Raw genomic sequence first — 22,636 nt, 5'->3', positions numbered from 1 at the left:
AATTATGTGTGCACATGATACAGTAAGTATAAAATTAAATCAATTAATTTAAGGTATATCAAGAAGTTGCCAATTAGTATTGACCACAGGCCCTATTGGAGCGCTATATTTTCGGTAGTTTTGGAGCTGTTAAATACCTTACCTATTTAGATTAAGACTGTTACTTGATAGCTCCAACTAAAGTAGGCTTCTCAAGTTCTATATCTTTCTCATCCTTCTCTAGCTTATCCAAGATGTTGTGCATATCGTTTTGGATTTTACTAATTTTTTCTAAATGATAGGTAGTTGATTTAAAAATATCTTTTTTTTGTCCAAAAGTTACTAAAGTAATTAAAAAATTCAGACATGCTTTTAAAAAATCTAATATAACCTCAGTGCCTGGTCTATTAGCGAGTGTCTCATGAAGCGCATGTTCAGTGATCTCTTTGATGGCGTCGAAAGCTTGCGAAAGTTGTAACGGAGTTAATTTACGAGGATTAAGTAATACACCAGGGGGCGTGGTTTTTTTGGGCTCACAGGTTATGTCTGGGTATAATATTGGAAGTAATTTTTGACCAATTTGATAATATATTGCCAATGCTTTAAATTCGGCAACAGTCTTATTATCGAATGTAGCCCAGACATCATCTGAAAAATTATATCTTCCAGTAGCAACCTTAAGAAATAAATCAAGACGGAACGTCGCCAAATGAGCTACTAATGCTGTATTGTATTTGACATAGTCATAATAACTATTCTTAAATTGGTCTAGTGTTTTTGACATAACTCCTCGCGACAAGTTACAAATAATTGCCAAGGAATTATACCCATTTTTTATTAAGAAATTGTTAAATTTATGAGTATCTCACTATCGAGAAAAAAGAGTGGTTTCTGAAGATGAACAGTTATTTATTTTCGCAACGGGACACTGCAGAATATGTATATTAATTTAAAATTAATATACAACAACTTCGTTAGAATGGAATTCTAACGACAAGAGAGTTTTAGAACTGCCAATATTTTCTCATTACAGTTCTACTTTATGATTAAGATCATTGCCCTCAATAGTGGCATGGTCTTTTAGCTGAGGAATAGGTGTATTCCAAAATACAGATCTAGCAAAGCTTTGATAAGAGAAAATTTCAGCATCAGTAAAAAATACATTTTTACTAATATGTCGAGATATCGACGGGGTTTGGCCGGAAGAATAATTCTTCATCGCATCATTCTCACCAATAAGATCTAATTTAATACCGTTTCGAGCCTCATTTTTATGCACGCCAAAATTATTGACAGGTGTAAAACCTGGTAAATGCAATTAAGCCTTGTGCTAAGGCCAAATTTTATCTCCAAAGTAGTCTATATTTTATCTAATTGAACGATTTTTCGATTGTAGAAAATCATGCCAAATCGATGGGAAGGTCAAGATAAATTAATCCAGATAGCAAACTCAATTACGATTGGGCTCTGTAACGAAGAATATAACATCCAAATCCCTCTTTTAAGTCCTACTGGTATATGCCATTTGCTATGTAAACTTTGGTCAGAATCCATAAAACATAGTAGTGTGGATAGTTATTTTACTCAGTTGGAGTTAATAACAGATCCTGGCCAATTTCTTCTTAAAGTCTCAGAGATTTTAAAAAAAATCCACTCTCCTCCTGTTGGTACTAGAGCAGTTTATTCCTATGAGCGGAATGCTCAATCTATAGAAGAGTCTTCTGTGGGTATGGATCAACAAAAATGTTTCACAGAATTAGAAATTGCGTTTCAACAAGAAAATACCTTGGTCATTTCAACACCAATTCATTCCATAGGTATGCATAAAACCTCGACTGGTCAATATATTGTATTTGATCCTAATGAAACTTTTTTCAGTGACTATGAGCGTAAAATGGGTGGTAAAGTATTTGCTACACTCCAAGCAGCGGTTGGCTACTTATTTCAATCTTTTAATAAAGCGTACAATGATAATAGTAATGAATTTTATTTTGAATTTAACGAGACTTATTCAAAACCTGCAGATGAAATTGAAAAATTATTCAATGCAATTAAATTTGGTGAGGTTGAAGAGTTTCGCGCCCTCATTAATCAAGAAAATATAGAAGCATCTCATTCCAATTTATCACTTCTAGAGTTTGCTATCATGTGGGATCGTCCGGATTTTATTCCGATTTTACTGCAGTATGGTGTGGACCCAAAAAAAACAAATGCTGATGGAATGAATGCTCTTGAACTAGCCTCAGATTTAGCAGGAGACTTGTTTGTTAACACCGAGCGCTCAATTAATTACCTGCTTAGTCAGAATTTCACAATAGACCAAATTTCAAGATCGCTAAATATTGCAATTAATTCAAACAACATGCCAGCTATAAAAGCCTTAGTCAATTATGTAATCCAACTTGAAAATATAGAAGAAAAGCTGATTCTTGTAGATAACATGCTAATGTCATGTAATAACAACAATACTTGTCTAAACAGTTACCATCATCTTGGAATTCAGATTTTATTGTCTATTGAGGCTAATGACCCCGTTTTTGTAGAAAAATTACAGGATAAACTCACGCAATTTGCTGCCATTAAAACTTCAGACACTAACTTCATAGCAGAGTTCTCATTAAAATTAGTAATAGACTTTTTAAATATGCCCACTGATAATCCAAGACGATTAACTCTATTGAAAACTGCAATGACTTTTGTTACTGGGGCTATCGAGGGTGGTCATCCAAAAGGATTACCCTATCTTTGTTCTTTTGCTGAAAATATTCTTGACGCATGTAATGAACCGGAAATATTAAAATTGTGCTACGACACTTTAATGGTCGCCAAGGTGTTTGTGACTACTACTGCCAAAGGTGAGATATCTCAAGGATTTTTTTCTCATGAACATGAAAGAAAAAAATCAGTTGCACCAATAGATCGCCTGGGCATGCAACTCAAAGAAAAAATTATTGAAGCTGAAACTCAAACGACTAAAAGCGAAAACTCCTTAAATTAGAAGATAGGTATCTCATTCTAGAGAACATTACAATTGGATATTGTGGTTGTGTTGACCCTTGGGGAATCCAAGGATCTTCTTTTCAAAAATTAAAGAATTAGCCTTTAATGGCAGCATTCTCCAGTACTTTTTTAGCCTGCAGTTCACGGTATTTTTGTACAGCAAGGCGGTATTCAGGATATTTATTTCCAAGAATTGTGGCGGCAAAAATAGCGGCATTGATAGCACCAGCTTTGCCCACGGCCAATGTACCAACAGGGATCCCTGCAGGCATCTGAACAATTGAAAGTAATGCATCCAACCCATCTGTAAAGGTTGTCGAAGGCATAGGCACGCCTAAGACAGGTAATAAGGTTTTTGCTGCTACAATTCCTGGTAAATGAGCTGCTCCGCCTGCGGCGGCAATAAATACCTCGACACCATCCTGCTGTGCTGTTTGCAGATAGTCAAATAATGCATCAGGTGTTCGATGAGCGGATAATGCGCGTACCTGATGAGGAATACCTAATTCTTCAAGAATAAGGCTGGCTGCTTCCATAATCGACCAATCTGATTTCGAACCCATTAATATGGATACTAGTGCTTTAGACATATTAACTCCTCTCCAAATTACCCCTAAAAATACAGTCGTTTTTCTATAAAACGACTAATCCAGTTGCAAACTAACTTCTAATTCCGACAATTGCTTAATGGCTTCTATTAATGCCTGTCCTTCCAGTTGTTGAACACGTGATTTTAAACTTTCAGGTGTATCATCAATAAATACAGGACATTTCTTTTGTAAAATCAGTGGGCCTGCATCGACCTCTTCAGTTACAAAATGCACTGAGCAACCAGTGACAGTAGAAGATGCCTTTAAAACAGCTTGATGAACAGCAAGATCCATCAAACCAGAAAAAGCAGGTAATAGCGATGGGTGCACATTAATAATTCGATTACTCCAATTGAGCACAAAATGAGATGTTAGAATGCGCATATAACCAATTAAAACAATGAGCTCGACGCCATGTTGTTTAAACAAATTTGACAAATAAAAATCAAACGATTGGCGACTGAATCCATTGGGATTAGCGAAGACTGATTTGATGCCAAAGTTGGTGGCTTTTTCCAGGATTGGAGCATCAATTTTATTACTGATAACAATCTCAATGGATGCCGATAAATTTTCCTTATTGATAGCTTCAACAAGAGCGTCCAAATTGCTCCCGCGGGTTGAGCCTAATATACCTAAGCGAATCATTGACGTATCCTTAACATGGCTTCAATTCGATGTTGAATTAAACGTTGTGTCCCTATATCTTCCCTATGAAATAAGGGACCTTCAATGACTGAAATTCCATCTTCTGCTCGTTTTTCGGCAGTAAAAATGTTGTCACCAATACCAACATAAGCAGCTGTACGTGCACCGGTAGCAATCAGTTGATCATCAATTTGATTTACAGAGGACAGGTATAGATGGGATTTATCTTCTACCTTACTGCAATCAATCACAAAATCTTTGGCTGGCGTATCAGGATATCCTTTGGGTACAGCATATTTGCAAACAGTAGCTTGCTCATAAAATTTGACTTGTTCCGCTGTTAAATTGCCCTGAACCATGGCGCTGCAAAGCTCAACAAAATCCGATTGGAGAATAGCCAGGACATTTAAGGCTTCGGGATCACCAAAACGAGCATTAAATTCAATCACATAAATTCCATTTTTTGTGGCAATAAAACTGCCATACAAAATACCAATATATTTTTCCTTGCATTCAGTAGTTAATGCATGAAAAACGGCATTATTAATGGCAAACGCCAGTTCAACTTCATTGGGTGTTAAAAATGGAAGCTGGTGATTTTTGTCACTATAACTTCCCATTCCCCCAGTGTTTGGACCCTGGTCCCCATTATAGGCACGTTTGTGATCCTGTACCAATGGCATGGGAATAAGACGTTCACCATCTGCAAAACACATGAAAGAAAACTCTTGCCCAAGAAGTTTTTCCTCAATAATAATGCTTTGTTTTTTATCAATAATTTCTTGGCAAAAGGCTTTGGCCTCCGTAAATGAATGCAAATGTTCTCCAGCAACTTTTACCCCTTTGCCACTCATGAGACCGTTTGCTTTAATAACATAATTGTTTTCACCTAACTCCTTGAGAAATTCTTCTACATGTTCAAGATCATTAAATTTTTGCCACTGCGGTGAGCCTGGAATATGGTATTTTTTCATTAATTCACGAGCGAAAATTTTGCTCGTTTCAATTTTGGCCAAAGCTTTTTTAGGCCCGATAGTTGGAATTTTTTCTTGCCATAAAGCATCAGCCAGGCCCTGCTCAAGTGGTGCTTCAGGACCTATGATAACTAATTCGATTCCCCATTTCTTGGCAAGAGTAATAATTGTTGCACAATCGGTGATGATGCCCTGAGAATAATCAGCAGTTAATTGTTTAATACCTGGATTAATAAAATTTCCATAGCAATAGAGCTCTGTTTTTTTAGGCGAACGTGCTAAGGCTCTCACTATGGCATGTTCGCGGGCACCAGAACCAATAAGAAGAATTTTCATGGTGTTAAATCCTCATTATGCTTCACTGGTTATCGGTCGATTAAGTTGCCGTTCTTGCTCTAATTGCAACATTTTTGCAGGTGTTATGGCATTGCAAAAATAATCCCCGTCCATACAGGACAGACAAGGACGTTTTATTTCATGTTTGCCTTTGCGAGTCACTGCTTCAATAAGATCGGGTTGAGATTGATACATTAGAATATCTACGCCTAAATATTTTGCGATTTCTTCTTCAGTTTGATTCGCTGCAATAAGTTCTTTACGAGAAGGAATGTCAATACCGTTGAAACAGGGGTGTTTGATGGGCGGGCAAGTAGAAACAAAATAGATGTTTTTTGCACCATATTCTCGCACCATTTTGACAATTTCACGTGATGTCGTGCCACGAACGATACTATCGTCAACAATAAGCACTGTTTTATTTTGAATCTCAGTCCGTTGCGGGGTCAGTTTATAGCGGATACTCCGTTTTCTTTCCTTTTGATTGGGCATGATAAATGTCCGACCAATAAATGGATTTTTGTATAATCCTTCGGAGTAGCGAACTCCCAGTTCATGAGCAAACGATAAAGCAGCCGTATTTGCCGTAAATGGCGCAGGAATAACAACATCAGGAATGAGCTCGGGATATTGTTCTTTCCACGCATGCGCAAGATTTTGTCCCATGCGTAATCGCGCACGATAAACACTAACATTATTTAACGTTGCATCCGGGCGAGCAAAATAAATGTATTCAAACACACAGGGTCTGAATTCAGCCGTGGTGATAATACGGCGGCGGTACATGCCTGAATCATTAACATAAGCAACCTCACCGGGTTGAATATCGCCTTGAGGGGTAAATCCTAATGCGTAAAAGGGGGTGGTTTCCGAAGCAAACATGGTATCCAGAGTGCCATCGGAATTTTCGCGCGTTCCCCATACCAAAGGCCGAACCCCATGCGGATCGCGAAAGGCAATCAACCCCTTTCCAATAACTACACTGACAATAGAATAAGCACCTTTTATGCTATGGAAGATCTGACTTACCGCCTGGCAGAGTTTATTAAAAAAGATATCATCATCTTCTTCTGTGGACGAGCGAGATAATTCATCTGCCAGCATGAGTAATAAAACTTCCGAGTCCAACGAAGAATTAAGATGACGATGCTGCCTGGTGCGGATTTCTTCTGCCAGTTCATGGTAATTTGATAAATTGCCATTATGGGCTAAGGCAATACCTCTTGGGCTTCCAATCCACAACGGCTGAACATCGGATTCTGTATAGCCACCAGCCGTGGGGTAGCGCACATGAGCAATGCCCATATTCCCCTTAAGCGGCGAAATATTTTCAGAAGTAAAAATTTCCTGCACTAAACCTAAACCATGCTTGGTATGGAATCGTTGATCGCAAGTGAGTATACCCGCTGCGTCTTGGCCACGATGCTGCAAGTGAATGAGGCTATCGTAAAGTTCGGAGGCAATGGGTTGGTGACTGTAAATACCGACAATGCCGCACATGTCGTCTACCTTAAATAAGTTGCAATATTGCGCAAGATTCGTTCCTGCACCGGTTCTTTATGCTCACCAAAAGTAAAAGAATTGCCGGTAATCATTTCATAAAGTTGAATGTATCGTGAAGCTAGCTCTGTAATTAATTGTTCTGGTGCTTCAGGCAGGTTTTCATCCTTGTAGGGATCACTATTTTTAGCAAACCATAAGCGTAGGAATTCTTTATCGATATTTTCCGGTTCCAATTCTTGAGCCATGCGAGTCTGATAAGTATCAGCCAGCCAGTAGCGGCTAGAATCAGGGGTGTGAATTTCATCAACAACAATAATATTACCAGCCTTGTCACGGCCAAATTCATATTTGGTATCGACTAAAATCAAGCCATGCTTTTTAGCAATTTCCACGCCGGTATGATACAAACGAAGTGCTAATTCGCTTGCTTGCAACCAATCTTCTTCGGTCATCCATCCTTCAGTAATAATTTCTTGTGGGGAGATAGGTCTATCATGGAGTTTTTCTTTTGTAGTTGGTGTGAGTACAGCGTGTGGAAGTTTTTGATTTTTCTTAAGACCTTCTGGAAATACATGTCCGCAGTATTCGCGAACTCCTTGATTGTATTGGGTCCATAATGAGGTATTGGTGGTCCCCGTAATATACCCTCTGACAACAAATTCAATAGGGAATACAGTACATTTTTTGGCAATGACAACATTCGGATCGGGAACAGCAACCAGGTGATTAGGGACAATATTAGCTGTTTGCTCAAACCACCATGCACTTGTTAAATTTAAAACTTGTCCTTTGTAAGGAATAACTGCCAAATGTCTATCAAATGCTGTTAATCTGTCGGTAGTAACCAGCAGGATTTGTTCTCCTAAATCGTAAAAATCTCTTACTTTGCCTTGAGTCTTATGATTAATAGGCAAGTTGGTTTGATGAAGACAAAAAGGAATTGTTGCTTGAATTTCCCGACGATAATTAGCGATATTGGTAGCATTCATGTGCATACTGATTACCTATAATGTTGGTTGAGAGGATGTTATCGATTAATTCGTGGATATCGTTGTTATCACTTGTAAATTGCCACAAAATGCCAGACTTAATTTGATTGATTGATTCAATGGAGTAATGATCTTTAAGGATTTGTACAGTCTGTTGACCCATTAAATCTTCCTTTGGTCTTACAAGATAAGTTAGCGTGTGTTCTTGTGATTCAGATAATGAGACTTCTTTTTCTTTTCGCTCGCTGTATAAAACGCCACTTTTTTTAACCTCGGCCAGTATTGATACGGAATCACAATCGATTTCCCAATGTTTGAAACGACGGACCGTGACTGGAAACCCTAGTTTTCTTAATGTTTTTTCAACAGTTAATGCATGATTGTCAGTAATGATTAGTTTGACTACGCATTCATGATAATCAACTGGTTTGGGAAGCGGTTGAGGTTTGATGTTATTGGAGAGAAGAGGAAGGGAGGGAGTTTTGCGTTGTTCATTTTCTAGAATGTAATCACGCATCGATCTAAAAATGAGATCCCCGTTGGGCGTCCGCTCCGGGTGCGGCATTATCGCTAATATATTTCCTGCCTGGTTAGACACGGCCGCAAGACTGGCCATTGAACCATTGGGATTTACAGGAAAATTATCAATGATCTGCCCTGCTGCGTCACAGTACTGAAAAAGATGCAATCCTTTCTCGATGAGCTGGGTAAGTACTTGGTCAGGCATAATAAAGCGGCCTTCACCATGAGCAATGGGGAGATTTATGATTTGCTGTGGTGTTAAATGGCGAGTAAACGCGTTAGTGTGGCAATACTTTGGTTGGCGAATATTAACCCAAGCATTATAAAAACCGGTACCTAAAATTTTGCCGTCTAAGACACGTTTATTTTCGGTTAACGCGATCTTTGCATTGGTACTATCTAAAAATCCGGGCACCATTCCGGATTCAACAAGTATTTGCGCACCATTACAAATGCCTAGTACTGGTTTTCCTTCTTCACTTTGTGCCTTAATTTCTTGTATTACTGGATCAAGAGCGGCAATAATTCCGGCACGCGAGCGGTCTTCATAAGAAAAACCACCCACCAGAATATAGCCATCAAAATCACGAAGTTTTGTGAGGGATTCGTTCCATAGGAATTCAATCGGCTCCATGTCGGCACGTTTCACTGCCAATGCAGTTTCACGTTCACAATTGGAGCCAGGAAACTGGATTAAGCCGATTCGTATCATAATAAACACACCTTTTTGTCCGTATGGTTAATTACTCGGCCAATTTCATAAAGTGGGAAGTCTGGAAAATCATTTAATGTTTCTTGTAGGGAAGAAAGAACCTCAGGTGAGATAAATAATACCAGGCCTGCCCCCATATTAAATGTGCGATACATTTGCTGATCATCCAGATTGCCTAGGCGTCGTAATAAATTAAAAATTGGACGTTCAGGAATGTGTTTTTTATGGATTTCTACGGCACAGCCAGCAGGCAAAATACGCGGAATATTTTCTAATAAACCGCCACCTGTAATATGAGCCATACCTTTAATGGGGATATTTTTTTCCAGTATTCCCAAAACAGGTTTCGTGTAATTACTATGCGGCAGCAGAAGTTCCTCACCGATAGTATGAAAAAAATCCTGAAAATGAGACTCTACGCGATAGCCTGCGATTTCAAAAAGCAGTTTGCGCGCAAGAGAGTAGCCATTGGTGTGTAAACCGTTGGAAGAGAAGGCAAGAACAATATCACCTACTGCTATTTCTCGTCCTAATATTGCTTTTTCCTTCTCCACAACACCGGTAATGACACCGACTAAATCGAACTCACCAGTATGGTAAGTCCCTGGCATTTCAGCCATTTCACCGCCAACGAGTGAAATACCATTTTCACGACAACCTAAAACGATACCTTGAATAATTTGTTCGATTATCTCAGGTTTTAAGCGCTCATTGGCAATATAGTCTAAAAGCGTAAGTGGTTTTGCTCCCATGACGAGAATGTCATTAGTAGTTGCGCTAACCAAATCAATGCCGATGGTATCAAATTTTTGCATCATCTTGGCTACCATCATTTTTGTACCCACACCATCGATACTTTGTACCAATACCGGATGCTTGTAACTCTCCATGAGCGTCTTTAAATCATACATTGCTCCAAAACCACCGATGTTAGTCATTACGTTTGGAGAAAAAGTCGTTTCAACGGATTGTTTAATCCGTCGCACGGCTTCATTTCCTGCTTCGACATCGACTCCTGCGGCTTTATAATCAATGCCAGGCATTATATGAATCTCCCTCGTAACCCATTTTCCCAGGCGATGCTCGCTGTACTAATGGATAAATTAATAACTGAGTTAATAGCAAGAATAGGATCTGCGGTTGTCTCACCGATTACTGAGAATGAAACGGTGCGTGTCTTAAGCAACTGTTTGACGTAATTTAGATTTTCTGGAGAAACCTCAAGAATAAAGCCACCCGTTTCTGAAAATAATTTTTTGTCATCAGGTAAGGATCCTGGCAAAGAAACATTGACACCAATTTTGTTTTTAAAACTCATTTCTGCCAAGGTGACAGCAATTCCTCCTTCGGAAATGTCATGAGCGGAGAGGATTAATTCTTGTTGAATAGCAGTATGTACCGCGGCAATTTCATTAGCAAAAGAAGCCAAATCTGGCCTGGGTAATTGGCTGCCTAGGTGTTGATGAAGTTGATAATAAATACTGCCACCACATTCATCTTTACGCTCACCAATCAATATCAAGACTGAATGGGGTCTTTTTAAGTCATAGGTTAGCGCTTTGGAGAAATCGTTCATGGCGCCAAGACAACTAATGATAGGACTTGGGGGAATAGAACCTTGATTGGATTCATTATAAAGTGAAACATTTCCAGAAATAATGGGTAAGCTCACTTTGGTGTCATCAATCATCTTTACTGCCTTACAGGCATCCACAATACCTTGTACTGCTTCAACAAATTCAGCCATGTGGACAGGATTTTCTGGATTACCAAAGCAAAGGCAATCCGTTAATGCCAAGGGCCATGCACCTACTGCAATAATATTGCGAACCGATTCAAAAACGGCATTCACGGCACCCCAATAAGCATCAATTTTGCAGTAGCGTGGATTATGATCAAGTGATAAAGCAACACCTGTATTACGGATTTCTGCTGGATATTTGTCTTCGTTAAATGGTGTAATAAGCCCTGCATCAGCCCAACCAGGCTCCAGCACACTTCGTCCCTGCACTTGCTTGTCATAGGTTTCAAAAATTGGTGCACGAGAGGCAATGTTTTCATGCGCTAAAAGAGAGAGCAATGTCTTGTTAAAATCAATTTCCGAAAAAGAAGCAGGTTCTTTATAAAATTGTTTCTTAGGGTGATAGGGTCTATCGTAAAGAATTCCTCGGGTGATGTCTTGCGCTTTGGCAGAAACAATCGTCTTACCTTGATAGTTAACTACATACATGCCATCGTCTTTTAAATCACCAATAACCGTAGCTTTGGCACCTTCACAAATATCAGGTAAGGCAAAGCGTTCATTATAATGGGATAATAAGGTGTCAACTAAACTTTCAGGAATTACCCACATAAAACGCTCTTGTGTCTCAGAACACAAGATAACCGCAGGTGATAAGTTGTTCATACTAGTGGGCACTAATTCAAGATTAATTTCAGCACCATAGCCAGCTGCTTCTGCCAGTTCGACAGTTGCGCAAGCAATCCCTCCTGCACCTAAATCCTTAAAACCCACTTGGTCGATGAGGTTACGTTCACGTAGTAATTCAAAAAAAGCGTAGTTAGCTTTCAATAGGTGTCGTTGCAAAAAAGCGTTTGGCTCTTGCACGGCCCCCTTATTTTTTTCCTGTTGATCTTCTCCTAGCGTTGAGGAAGCAAAAGCTGCCCCACCAAAACCACTATTGTCTGTAGGTTTACCAATTAGAACAAATTTATAATTTGTTGCATTCGCCGGGGCGTAAGAATGAATTATCTGATCTTCGCGAACCACGCCAAGCGTGACAAGTGTCACCAGACAGTTTTCGTTATAAGCTTCGTCATAATAAGTATCGCCTGCCAAGTTAGGAATTCCTAGTGGATTAGCATAACCGGCAATTCCGCGCACGACACCATCCTGAATCCATTTGGTCTTAGCGCGATTAATATCGCCAAAACGCAAGGAATCAGCTACCGCAATAACCTCTGCTCCCATACAACAAACATCTCGTACATTGCCACCAACACCTGTTGCAGCGCCTTCGTAAGGAACCAGTTGTGAAGGATGATTATGAGATTCATGACTGATAACAATACCATAGCGCATGCCTTGATTATCTGTGGCCACAGCTACAATTCCAGCATCTTCTTTGGGACCAAGAATGACATGCGGGGCTTTTGTATTAAATCGATTAAGATGTTTACGGCTGCTTTTATAAGAACAATGCTCTGAGCCCTGTATAGACCATAATACGCATTCAGCATAAGTTGGCGGTCTTTTTAGCAAGACATTTTGAATGGTTAATGCTTCTTTAACAGTCAGGCGAAGATTATGTTGGTCAAGCAGGCGGGCAATCTCATCAGGGGATAGTTGAGAGAAATCCAGTGAGTTGGGCGTTTCTTGCATCTTGGGTAAACCATCAGCTAAAACGAATGACATAACATAGCGATCTTTTGCAGGAAAATCAAATTATAAATTTAGGGCGGGATCGATATAGCGTGTGATCACCTGTTTTTGATAATTCATGAAATCTGTTGGGTGAGTGTTTATATAATGTCATTCCCGCGCAGGTGGGAATGACAAAAATTTAAATCAAAGGGCATTATTGTTTAGGATTAAGCACCTTAATCGGGAAAGGCTGAAGATTTTTTTGCGTTTTTAAGAAATGAGTAATCTGCTTAGACTGGGCAACCGTAGCTGAAGAAATAATGCCAGTGGTACAAGTTGTATTTTCATAATTATCAGCAACGATAATATAGTCACCTAAATTTTTTACTAAAGAACAAATACAAGTTGCTTTTGCAGGATCTTTTTTATCGATGATACAGGGTTTATCCAAACACCAAGCCCAGGGACGATTGTTTGCACAGCTGACATAGCTTTTAATCGGATAATACCGCGAATAAATAAGTTGTCCATGCTTTGTTTCTTTTACAGGTTTACATTGTTTAGTACCAGCAGAATAGCCGGTTTTTACATTACAATCACAATTAACCAATCCCTTTTTTCCTGCAATGGGGCTACATTTTGCTGTGGTACAAAGTGCATATTTACTAGAGCAGGCAGTAAAAGTTGTGGTTTTGGCGCCGAGGCAAGTATGCACGACCATTAAAATAAAAATTACAAGTCCTTTCATAGATAGTCCTTAATTATAGTTAACCTGAATAATTGTATTTTAAAATCAAACTATAAAACACAAGTGCCGATATCAACCTATTCTTTTAAAATCTAATTCGCCAAGAACTTCATTGGTACTTGTTTCTTCAAGGACATTCTTCTCTACTTTTCGTCTCGAAATAAGAAGATAGGCAAGGGGAACAATGTATAAAGAAAAGAATGTACCAACTAACATGCCGCCAATAATAACTAATCCTAATTGTTGGCGACTTTCACTGCCAGCTCCCGCTGCCATAGCTAAGGGGAGAGCACCAAGAATCATGGCTAAGGTTGTCATTAAGATGGGTTTAAGTCGAATCCGTGCGCCTTCCAGAACTGCGGTTATTTTGTCGCGACCTAAAATAATTTGTTTATTCGCGAACTCAGTAATCATAATGCCATGCTTTGTGATAAGCCCAATCAAGGTGATAATGCCTATGTTGCTATAGATAGATAAACTTTCGTTAAAAAGAAAAAGGGTCAAGATTGCGCCAACCAAGCTTAAAGGTACGCTTAATAAAACAATGAAAGGGTCAATAAAACTTTCAAATTGCGCGGCCAAAACAAGATAAATAAACAATAGTGCCAACAAGAAAGCATAGAAACTGCTGCCTGCTGCTTCCAGATAATCTTTAATAGCACCAGTAAAGCGATATTGAATATCATCAGGGAGTTTTGCCTGTAAAATCTTTTGTACATCACTGATAACTTCATCAAGATGAGCAGTAGGGCCGAGTTCGGCACTAATACTGGCACTGCGCATGCGATTTAAATGCGGTAAACTGTCTGGACCTATGGTGGTGTGAACATTAATTAAAGTGGATAAAGGAATCATTTTCCCTCGCCCACTTTGCACATACAATTTATTAAGCACGGCCACATCTCGTCGCTCTGCTTGCTTCACTTGAAGAATGACTTTATAAGCTTGTCCTTCATAAGTAAAATTGGCAGGATTACTTCCTCCCAACATGGTCGATAGCAATTCCGCTACATCAGCCAAATTAACATCTAGGTCAGTTGCTAATTGTCTATCAATTTCAATGTCAATCTGTTCACTATCAAGAGCCAAGGTATTTTTAATGTGTCTTAAGCCAGGATAATCATCCAGGATCTTTACTATTTCACTGCTGATTTCATTGAGTCTCAAATAAGAAGTATTTCCTAACAAAGCTAAATTAAATTGACTATTGCCACTGTGGTGTCCTAACGGATTGGGACTTACAGGAAAAACATTCACACCTGTAATCGTTTGCATTTGTTCACTAAGGTCATTACTGATTTCCTTTTGCTTACGCTGACGTTCTTTCCAGGGGGTAAGTTTTAACAGAGTAAACGCGGAAGTTGGTCTAATGGAGGTTAAATAAGCAGCTTTTTCCGGTATTTTTTCATAAATAGTTTCGAGTTCTTGAGTATACTGGTCTGTATAACGTGTACTGGAATTGGTAGGGGAGGAGAGTGAACCAATAATGTAGCCTTGATCCTCGGCAGGAGCCAATTCAGCACCTACTTGTTGGTAACAAAAAAAACCAATTAAACAACAACACAGGATAATAAATCCCAGAATCAGTGGGTGTTTGAGCGTAAAATTTAAACTTTGAGAATAGCGTGTGCTTAATCTCTCGAATTGTTGGTCTAGCCAATGGCTATAACGACTTTCCTTATTGTTTAGCAACTTGGAGCACATCATAGGGGATAAGCTTAAAGCGATTAGGCCTGAGATAAGAACACTCACTGCTAAGGTGATGCCAAATTGTAAAAATAATTTTCCAGTAAAACCAGAAACAAATCCCATCGGAGCATAGACTGCTGCCAATGTAATGGTCATGGCTAATATGGCAAAAATAATTTCATTACTTCCTTTAATAGCAGCTTCCAAAGGAGATAATCCAGTTTGCATATGGCGATGACAGTTTTCCAGGACAACAATGGCGTCATCTACCACAAGTCCGATTGCTAATACCATTGCTAAGAGAGTAATTATATTTAGTTCAAACCCCAATAAATACATTGGCCAAAAAGCACTGATAAGACAGATAGGAATGGTAATTATTGGAATGATGGCAGCGCGCAAATTACCTATAAATAAAAAAACAACGGTGGCAACGAATAAAATAGCTTCAAAAAAAGTTTTATAAACCTCATGAATGGATTGTTTAATGAACAAAGTTGAATCGAAAACCAGTTGAATTTTAAAATGAGGCGGTAAGGTTTGTTCGAGAGAATTAATAGTTTTCTTTACTTCAGCAGCCACATCAATGGGATTTGCTGTTGATTGCGCAAGGATAGCTAGTCCAACGGCAGGTTTGCCATTGATACGAAGTAAATTGTCTTCATGCTCACTCCCTACAGTGACAGAAGCGATTTCGCCTAAGTGAATTGGCTGGTTATTGTGTTGTGCAATGACTAAATCTGCAAAATGTTTAGCGTCTTGCAAACGAGCATGGGTAACGACGGTGTAAAAACGATTGCTACTTTTAATTTGACCACTGGGAACATCAATATTTTGTTGCGTAAGCGCTTTCTTTACTTGTGCCACCGTGACTTGATAAGCGGCCATTTTTACAGGGTCTAACTCTATTTTGACAGCGTAATCACGGCTACCGTGATAAACGACTTCGCCTACACCTTTTATTTCTTGTAAAACAGGTTTAATAAAACGATTTGCATAATCAGTGATTTCAAGCGGTGTTTTGCTTTCATCATGAAATCCTAGCATTAATACTGGATTAGCATCTGCATCATTCTTACTCACAGTGGGGGGATGACTATCTTTGGGTAATTTCGCTTGTATTGCTGATAATTTATTGCGAATGTCGCTGATGGTTTCATTAATATCAACACCCAGTTGGAAATCGATGTTAATGCGACTCTTACCAAGTAGGCTTGTTGAGCGTAAAGAATCAATCCCTGAAACGCCTGATAACACATTCTCAATTGGGATAGTGACTTCCTTTTCAACCAGTTCTGGGCTAGCTCCTTCATAATCCGTGGCAATATGAACTACCGGTTTATCAATGTTGGGTAAATGTCTGATAACCAATTTGTTATAGTGAAGAATGCCGGTAATCACCAAAAGTAGCGATAAAACAATTGTGAAAACAGGGCGTTTGATACAAAGCTCTGAAAAAATCGCCATCGTTTTTATCCTTGATGAATGTCAATAACAGGACTACCTTCCCTCAATTTATGCTGACCTCGCACAATGATAACATCATCGATGGTTAAACCACTGCAGATTTCAGTCATTGCCCCATGATGCGCGCCCGTTTTGACCCGTACGGCGACGGCTTTTGCATTGCGCAAGACGAAAACTTTTTGTCCATTAATAGTAGGAATTAAACTTTCCTCGGGAATCAGAAGCCTTTTTTTCTTCCCACCAAACTCATGTCTAACACGGACAAAAAGTCCTGCAGATAAGAGATTTTGCTTATTATCGATTAATGCTTCAACAGCGATGGTTCTGGTATCCTTATCAACAGCTGGATCAATATAATTAACAAATCCTTGATAGAGCTGACCTGGGAACGCATCTGATACGACAGTCACTTGTTGACCCTCTTCTAAACGAGGCAAGTAACGTTCAGGTAAATTATATTCGACCCGCAATTTTTGATTAGCAACTAACCGGACTAAAGGTTGTCCGACTTTAACATACTGACCAACACTTACTTGTCTTGAGCCTAAAGTTCCAGAAAAGGGGGCGCGTAAACTCAATTTTTCAAGTTGAGCCTGCTTTGCTTTAACTGTATTTTGTTTTTCACGTAAATCAGCTAAAGCTTGATCAAGCGCCTGGGCAGAAGCAAGTTTTCTTTTTGCTAATTCACTTGTGCGCTCATAACTTGTTTCACTTAATGCTAAATTAGCATTGGCACTAGCTAACTCGCTTTTTAAAACAGTGGCATCCAGTTGAATAAGTAAGGTACCCTTTTTTACATTGGCACCTGGTTTAAAATAAATTGCAGCAATCTGTCCTGCTAATTCAGAACTAATATCAATATTATCAGTACTTGCAAGACTGCCTATGGTTTCAAATTGATCAGCAAGAACTCTTTCGGTAACGGGAGCTGTTTCTACCGTAATGGGTTTAGGCTCTGTCGTTCGTCCATGCAATTTTGGTGTTGTGGGAAAAGAAAAATAAATTATTGAAAGAACAACCACCGGCGTTAATAATAAAGCAATGGAACGATATTTCATGCAAGTGGCATCCAATAACGAAATGGAAAATGGCAACGATTATAAAGGAGTTTACGCGTGGATTCAAAAAATGTCGGAATATTATCCAATTGCAATAGGATAAGGAACTCTTCAAGTAGCTGCATTTTATTATGATCAATGGAATAACAATTATCTTAAATGGGATGACGTATTTGCAGAGGTACAATATTACTTGTCATCCAGTAGAGAGATAGCTTATGGATTTAAGCTATACTTCTAAATAGAAAAGGTAAATCAAAACAACAAAGCAATTATTTATTCGGGCTAACATGTCTATTCGATTGAAATTAATAGCTTTCTTAGCAATGATGGTTATCCCTGAATTGTGGGGGGCAGTTGCCTCAACCCCAACTCTGGGTAATATGTCTACATCCATTACAAATTCCTTTACCAGTTTGGCAAAGCTTATCACCGCAATAAGTTATATAGGCGGATTAGCCTTTGTTATCGTAGCTATTATGAAATTTAAACAACACAAAGATAATCCCACACAAGTCACTATTGGACAGGCTATTAGTCAGGCTTGCATTGCTATTGTGTTGCTATTTTTACCATCATTTCTTGGCTATTTGGGCGGTACGATGTTTGGAAATGATGCTCGAACCTCAGGTCCTACAGGACAAATTTATTGCTCAGGCGATATGGGTGTTTATAGCGCAAATAGCTGTGGCAAGTAAAACCTGCCAATTTATTTCTTTTCGCCTAACCAATCAGTCAGAACCTCAATAATTTTACGCGCTTGATCTTCACTGGAAATATTGAATTTTGATTTCATCCAATACTGATTATTTTTCTTTTGATAGCGTCTGATTGAATATTTTACAGGACCAAAATCTTGTTTTGCATTGTCCCAGTCCTGGTAGCGAAACATGATGGTGGTCCAGGCTCCCTTCGACAAAACGTGCTTATCTAATTCTTTGACGGTTTCAGTACCATTTTCGCTGTAAGCAATTGTTAAATCATCGATGGTTTCACTCATGAATGTGTTTCCGGCAGTCAATTAATCGATGGATTGTAATTTGCCATTAACAAAAGTCAAGCTAAATGGGGTTTGGAATTGGTCAGTTTGATAGGTCCATATTTCGGGTTTTTGATTACTTTCGATAGGCTGATTAATAAAGGTGTTATTAACAAGCGAGGGATTGCCACAAGCTCCATAAACTTTACTAACAGGATCCCCAACTTGAATCATTGAACCACCGCATATGGAAAAAGCATTGGTGTTACTGCCATTGAGGCTTACGCTACTCACTTTATTATCAATAATGTTGACTTGTAATTGAGCACCACTATTAACCCCTACAGGTAAAGACCAAACGCCATAAAAAGCAGATTGAGAACCTTGGTTGTTATACATTAACTGTAAGACCGGGACTTTTTGCATGACAGGAGTATTGGATTGTTGCCTACTCAGAGGTTGACCGCAGGCGGCAAGAACCTGAGGAACCGACATGCCCAGGTTAATATAGCCATGATTTTGCGGACAATAGATTGATTGCGCCGCAAAAGCATTAAATGAAAAGCCAAGGGAAGCGATACCAATTGTTGTTATCAAGCGGTTCATGGGCTTGTCCGTAAGTTTCAACCTGCTTCAAGTATAGCTCCCCTTAATAATTTTTGCTTACAAATGAAAAGGAAGGGAGGCGGCTATAAATAAAGTAAAAATTTTTAAAATAATCGCAATAATAAAGGGCGAAAAATCAAAACCAGAAATATCTGGGACAATACGTCGTCCTAATTCCAACAATGGATCGGTAATTACTTTGATGATATCCAGAACCGGGTGTTGTCTTGTTGGATTAATCCAACTGATTATTACGCGAATAAGAATCATGTAAAAGAGAAAGTCGCATAGCTGAATGAGGGAATCGGCCAGAGCAAATAATATTAAATAGGGTAACGGCAGTAACGAATTATAAAAGAGCAGGCCAATTATCAGAAATTTAAAAAGTTCTAACACAATAATTAAGACAAGAGTAATCCAGTCGTAGCGCTTTAAAGTCGCATTTTTAGGATAAATCAAACGTTCAATTGGATGGACTAGCGGATCTGTAAAACGATAGACTAATTGCCCTACAGGATGAAGTGTACTAATGCGAAAATAACGCAGAGCAACTCTTAACCATAAAACAAAAAGAATTAAATTAAAAAATAGTTTGATTAAAAAATAAGAAACAGCAATTAAACCTGACATAAAGTGTTCTCTCAATTATCCGTTTATTGTTATCTATGCTACAGGGAGTATACAGCTAATCTGTACAACCTGCGCCTTTTAAAGAAGTCTTTAACTAAAAACTTAGCTGTTCGGCACGCTTGGTGGCTGCTTTCATTGCTTTAAATAGCAAATCTTTAAATCCATGAGCCTCTAATATTGCAAGGGCTGCCGCGGTTGTTCCAGCAGGAGAAGTCACTTTTTTTCTCAATTCGCTAATATCAAGCCTACCTTGACTGGCTAGGTCCAAAGCGCCTTCTAGTGTCTGAAAGGTAAACGCTTTAGCTACTTCTTCGTTTAGGCCTAATTTCTTTGCTGCGTCAATCATTGCTTCAATAAAAAGAAAAAAATAAGCAGGACCACTCCCTGATAAGGCAGTAAAAGGGTTCATATCGCTTTCTTGAGTAGACCAATGAATGATGCCTAAATCTTGAAATAAATCTTCAGCCCATTGTTTATGTTGGGACGTGACATAAGCATTCGCTATCATTGGTGTTGCTCCTTTACCTATTGCGATTGGCAGATTAGGCATGGTGCGAATGATGGCTTGCTCCTGACGACAATGTTTTGCCAATGCTTTAAGACTTACTCCTGCTGCAACAGAAATAAGTAGACTTTCAGGAGGAAGGGCTAAACCTATCTCATTTAATACATCAGCAATGTTTGCAGGCTTGACCGCCAGGATGACAATATTGGCATTTTTTATTATTTCTAAATTATCAGGTGATTGCGTAATACCATCGGCTGATATGCCATTTAAAAGAGAGGGTGCGGCGGCGAAAATTCGGTATGTTTTGTTACGTGTTAAGCCATTAGCAATGGCTTGTGCCATGTTACCAAAACCAATAAAACTAATATTCATCTGCGCTCCTGTCATTAATGCGGTATTTAAGCGTTATCTTATCTTTTACCAAATAAGGCTTGGCCAATGCGCACGATGGTACTTCCTGCTCGAATCGCGGCAATTAAATCATCACTCATCCCCATAGAGAGTGTGTCCATCGATAAATTCATTGTTTTGTTTAACATATTTAATAAATTTTTTAACCTTAAAAGACTCTCATATTGTTGCTGCTCATGATACTGCGGTTTGGGGATAGTCATCAAACCACGAAGTTTTAATCGGGGTAATTTAACAATTAAAGCAGCGAGTTCTTGTGCGTGTTCGGGGTTGATTCCTGATTTGCTCTCTTCATGATCAAGATTAATTTGAATGCAAACATTCACGGGGGGTAAGTGATTTGGACGATGTTTATTCAATAAAGAGGCAATGTCTTCGCGACTTAGACTATGGACCCAGCTGAAGTGTTGGGCAATACCTTTAGCCTTGTTGCTTTGGATAGGGCCTATAAAATGCCAGCAAATGTTTAAAGTCTCTAGCGTTTGAATTTTTTGCAATGCTTCTTGAAAATGGTTTTCACCAAAGTGCCTTAATCCTGCTTGATAGGCTTCCTGGATTGCCTGAACGGGATGACTTTTACTGACTGCCAATAACTGTATTTCCTGGGGATTACGATGATATTGTTTGGCTGTTGAGGTGATAAGGCTTTGCAGTGTGTGTATTCTGTCAGTGATCGTAGTCATACGTTCAGGGCTAGGCAAAAAATGACTAAGATATCAAATCCATGAGCAAACTAAAACCTGCTCCAACTCGCCATTGATGTTAACAGGCTTCATACTGGACAAAAAATCTGTCATGCCCGCGCAGAGCGGGCAACCATTTATCAAAGTAAATCGATAATCAAGCATTCTTTTGAATTTCAATCAATTGGGCAATGCCATTTTCTGCCAGAGCCAACATGCTGTTTAGCTGTTCGCGGTTAAAGCTTTTGTCCTCAGCAGTACCTTGTACTTCAATAAAATGTCCCTCTTCATTCATAACAACATTCATATCTGTTTCGGCTAATACATCTTCGGCATAATCCAAATCCAATACGGGCTGGCCACGATAAATACCAACAGAAACGGCTGCTACATAGTTAAAAGTCGGCATTTTGCGTAATTTTTCACGACTAACCATCCATGCAATGGCATCTTTTAGAGCCACACATGCGCCAGTAATTGCAGCGGTTCGTGTACCGCCATCAGCTTGAATGACATCGCAGTCTAGCGTAATGGTATTTTCACCCAGTATTTTTAAATCAACACAATTACGGAGAGAGCGCCCTATTAATCGTTGAATCTCCAAGGTTCGACCACCTTGCTTGCCTTTACTTGCCTCTCGTTCGGTACGACTATGGGTCGCACGGGGCAACATGCCATACTCAGCGGTTACCCAACCTTGATTTTTGCCTTTTAAAAATCTTGGCACCCCATCAATCACAGAGGCATTACACAGAATGCGAGTTTGGCCGAATTCTATCAGGACTGAGCCTTCTGCGTGTTGAGTAAAGTTTCGAGTTATTTTAATGGGACGTAATTGATTAGATTCGCGATTACTGGGGCGCATGATTAATCCTCGCTAAAATAAGCAAGTATAAACCTTTAGCTCTTACTATGCACCAACTCTGTCATGTTCTGGAGGATAGATTTATGCCTGCGAGGAAATGACAAATAATATCGAACTTTAACCAGGCAAAAATTAAACGTTGAATTATATAGCGCCAAATTCGAGTCGTTCCAGCGTAGGCGGGGATTATAGTGAACTCTGTCGTGTCTTTGCAGGATGATTCCATCTTTCCGCCTGACCGGAAATGGGCAACAATAAAGACCATTTCGCCGTGCTTGATTGTATCTAAATTTGTTCTTTTAGTTGTTAATTGTAGCTATTTAAGATGGCAATTTAATTACTGCAAATTGTTTCAAAAGGGTTATAAGGAAATTA

The 22,636-nt window shown here is 39.1% G+C and carries 21 protein-coding genes; 2 read left to right on the top strand and 19 right to left on the bottom strand.

Annotated features, from left to right (window positions below; translation table 11 throughout):
* Positions 1 to 160: 160 nt before the first annotated feature.
* Positions 161 to 763: a hypothetical protein gene (locus PXX05_RS10595; RefSeq protein WP_275088188.1), complete on the bottom strand. Its 603-nt coding sequence runs from the start codon at positions 761 to 763 to the stop codon at positions 161 to 163.
* A 243-nt stretch (positions 764 to 1,006) separates the two neighbouring features.
* A complete protein-coding gene (locus tag PXX05_RS10590; protein ID WP_275088187.1) occupies positions 1,007 to 1,297 on the bottom strand; it encodes a hypothetical protein in 291 nt (96 codons plus the stop codon).
* A gap of 84 nt (positions 1,298 to 1,381) precedes the next feature.
* Here PXX05_RS10590 and PXX05_RS10585 point away from each other — a divergent pair, with 84 nt between their 5' ends.
* Positions 1,382 to 2,977 (top strand): hypothetical protein, encoded by a 1,596-nt coding sequence (locus PXX05_RS10585; RefSeq protein ID WP_275088186.1) that lies wholly within the window; start codon positions 1,382 to 1,384, stop codon positions 2,975 to 2,977.
* A 97-nt stretch (positions 2,978 to 3,074) separates the two neighbouring features.
* On the opposite strand, the gene purE is transcribed toward PXX05_RS10585, so the two are convergent.
* From purE to PXX05_RS10530, 11 genes are all read right to left on the bottom strand, one after another.
* Positions 3,075 to 3,569 (bottom strand): 5-(carboxyamino)imidazole ribonucleotide mutase, encoded by a 495-nt coding sequence (gene purE, locus PXX05_RS10580; protein ID WP_275088185.1) that lies wholly within the window; start codon positions 3,567 to 3,569, stop codon positions 3,075 to 3,077.
* 54 nt (positions 3,570 to 3,623) lie between these two features.
* Positions 3,624 to 4,217, bottom strand: coding sequence for a phosphoribosylglycinamide formyltransferase (purN, locus tag PXX05_RS10575; RefSeq protein ID WP_275088184.1), 594 nt, complete (start codon positions 4,215 to 4,217; stop codon positions 3,624 to 3,626).
* Complete coding sequence (gene purD / locus PXX05_RS10570; RefSeq protein ID WP_275088183.1) at positions 4,214 to 5,527, bottom strand: phosphoribosylamine--glycine ligase; 1,314 nt, start codon at positions 5,525 to 5,527, stop codon at positions 4,214 to 4,216. Before purD ends, purN begins: the two co-directional genes overlap by 4 nt.
* 15 nt (positions 5,528 to 5,542) lie before the next feature.
* Positions 5,543 to 7,027 carry an amidophosphoribosyltransferase gene (gene purF / locus PXX05_RS10565; protein WP_275088182.1) on the bottom strand — a complete coding sequence of 495 codons (1,485 nt, stop codon included), beginning with the start codon at positions 7,025 to 7,027 and terminating at the stop codon, positions 5,543 to 5,545.
* A gap of 5 nt (positions 7,028 to 7,032) precedes the next feature.
* Complete coding sequence (locus PXX05_RS10560) at positions 7,033 to 8,025, bottom strand: phosphoribosylaminoimidazolesuccinocarboxamide synthase (protein WP_420844585.1); 993 nt, start codon at positions 8,023 to 8,025, stop codon at positions 7,033 to 7,035.
* Entirely contained in the window at positions 7,997 to 9,253 is a 1,257-nt protein-coding gene (purQ, locus tag PXX05_RS10555) for a phosphoribosylformylglycinamidine synthase I (protein ID WP_275088181.1), read from the bottom strand. The genes PXX05_RS10560 and purQ overlap by 29 nt, the downstream gene beginning before the upstream one ends.
* Positions 9,250 to 10,296, bottom strand: a complete 1,047-nt coding sequence (purM, locus tag PXX05_RS10550; RefSeq protein WP_275088180.1) for a phosphoribosylformylglycinamidine cyclo-ligase — start codon at positions 10,294 to 10,296, stop codon at positions 9,250 to 9,252. Before purM ends, purQ begins: the two co-directional genes overlap by 4 nt.
* The gene (gene purL, locus PXX05_RS10545) at positions 10,296 to 12,635 is read right to left on the bottom strand and encodes a phosphoribosylformylglycinamidine synthase subunit PurL (protein ID WP_338034440.1); all 2,340 of its coding nucleotides are present in this window, start codon (positions 12,633 to 12,635) and stop codon (positions 10,296 to 10,298) included. The genes purM and purL overlap by 1 nt, the downstream gene beginning before the upstream one ends.
* Positions 12,636 to 12,831: 196 nt before the next feature.
* On the bottom strand, positions 12,832 to 13,365 hold the full coding sequence (locus tag PXX05_RS10540; RefSeq protein WP_275088178.1) for a hypothetical protein: 534 nt from the start codon (positions 13,363 to 13,365) through the stop codon (positions 12,832 to 12,834).
* 72 nt (positions 13,366 to 13,437) lie between these two features.
* Positions 13,438 to 16,521 carry an efflux RND transporter permease subunit gene (locus PXX05_RS10535; protein ID WP_275088177.1) on the bottom strand — a complete coding sequence of 1,028 codons (3,084 nt, stop codon included), beginning with the start codon at positions 16,519 to 16,521 and terminating at the stop codon, positions 13,438 to 13,440.
* Between the two features lie 5 nt (positions 16,522 to 16,526).
* Positions 16,527 to 17,579, bottom strand: a complete 1,053-nt coding sequence (locus PXX05_RS10530; RefSeq protein WP_275088176.1) for an efflux RND transporter periplasmic adaptor subunit — start codon at positions 17,577 to 17,579, stop codon at positions 16,527 to 16,529.
* 290 nt (positions 17,580 to 17,869) lie between these two features.
* On the opposite strand from PXX05_RS10530, the gene PXX05_RS10525 reads away from it, so the two are divergent.
* The gene (locus PXX05_RS10525; RefSeq protein WP_420844584.1) at positions 17,870 to 18,277 is read left to right on the top strand and encodes a type IV secretion protein IcmD; all 408 of its coding nucleotides are present in this window, start codon (positions 17,870 to 17,872) and stop codon (positions 18,275 to 18,277) included.
* Between the two features lie 11 nt (positions 18,278 to 18,288).
* On the opposite strand, the gene PXX05_RS10520 is transcribed toward PXX05_RS10525, so the two are convergent.
* From PXX05_RS10520 to rph, 6 genes are all read right to left on the bottom strand, one after another.
* A complete protein-coding gene (locus PXX05_RS10520; RefSeq protein WP_275088175.1) occupies positions 18,289 to 18,579 on the bottom strand; it encodes a hypothetical protein in 291 nt (96 codons plus the stop codon).
* Positions 18,580 to 18,600: 21 nt separating this feature from the next.
* Complete coding sequence (locus tag PXX05_RS10515; protein ID WP_275088174.1) at positions 18,601 to 19,164, bottom strand: DUF2845 domain-containing protein; 564 nt, start codon at positions 19,162 to 19,164, stop codon at positions 18,601 to 18,603.
* A gap of 57 nt (positions 19,165 to 19,221) precedes the next feature.
* Entirely contained in the window at positions 19,222 to 19,794 is a 573-nt protein-coding gene (locus PXX05_RS10510; RefSeq protein ID WP_275088173.1) for a YggT family protein, read from the bottom strand.
* 94 nt (positions 19,795 to 19,888) lie between these two features.
* Positions 19,889 to 20,674 (bottom strand): pyrroline-5-carboxylate reductase, encoded by a 786-nt coding sequence (gene proC / locus PXX05_RS10505; RefSeq protein WP_275088172.1) that lies wholly within the window; start codon positions 20,672 to 20,674, stop codon positions 19,889 to 19,891.
* A 38-nt stretch (positions 20,675 to 20,712) separates the two neighbouring features.
* Positions 20,713 to 21,396: a YggS family pyridoxal phosphate-dependent enzyme gene (locus PXX05_RS10500; RefSeq protein WP_275088171.1), complete on the bottom strand. Its 684-nt coding sequence runs from the start codon at positions 21,394 to 21,396 to the stop codon at positions 20,713 to 20,715.
* 157 nt (positions 21,397 to 21,553) lie between these two features.
* Positions 21,554 to 22,261: a ribonuclease PH gene (gene rph / locus PXX05_RS10495; protein ID WP_275088170.1), complete on the bottom strand. Its 708-nt coding sequence runs from the start codon at positions 22,259 to 22,261 to the stop codon at positions 21,554 to 21,556.
* Between the last annotated feature and the right edge of the window lie 375 nt (positions 22,262 to 22,636).

The sequence above is a fragment of the Legionella cardiaca genome (assembly GCF_029026145.1).
GTDB classification, from domain to species: Bacteria; Pseudomonadota; Gammaproteobacteria; order Legionellales; family Legionellaceae; genus Tatlockia; species Tatlockia cardiaca.
This window is presented reverse-complemented; position numbering and strand designations above follow the sequence as displayed.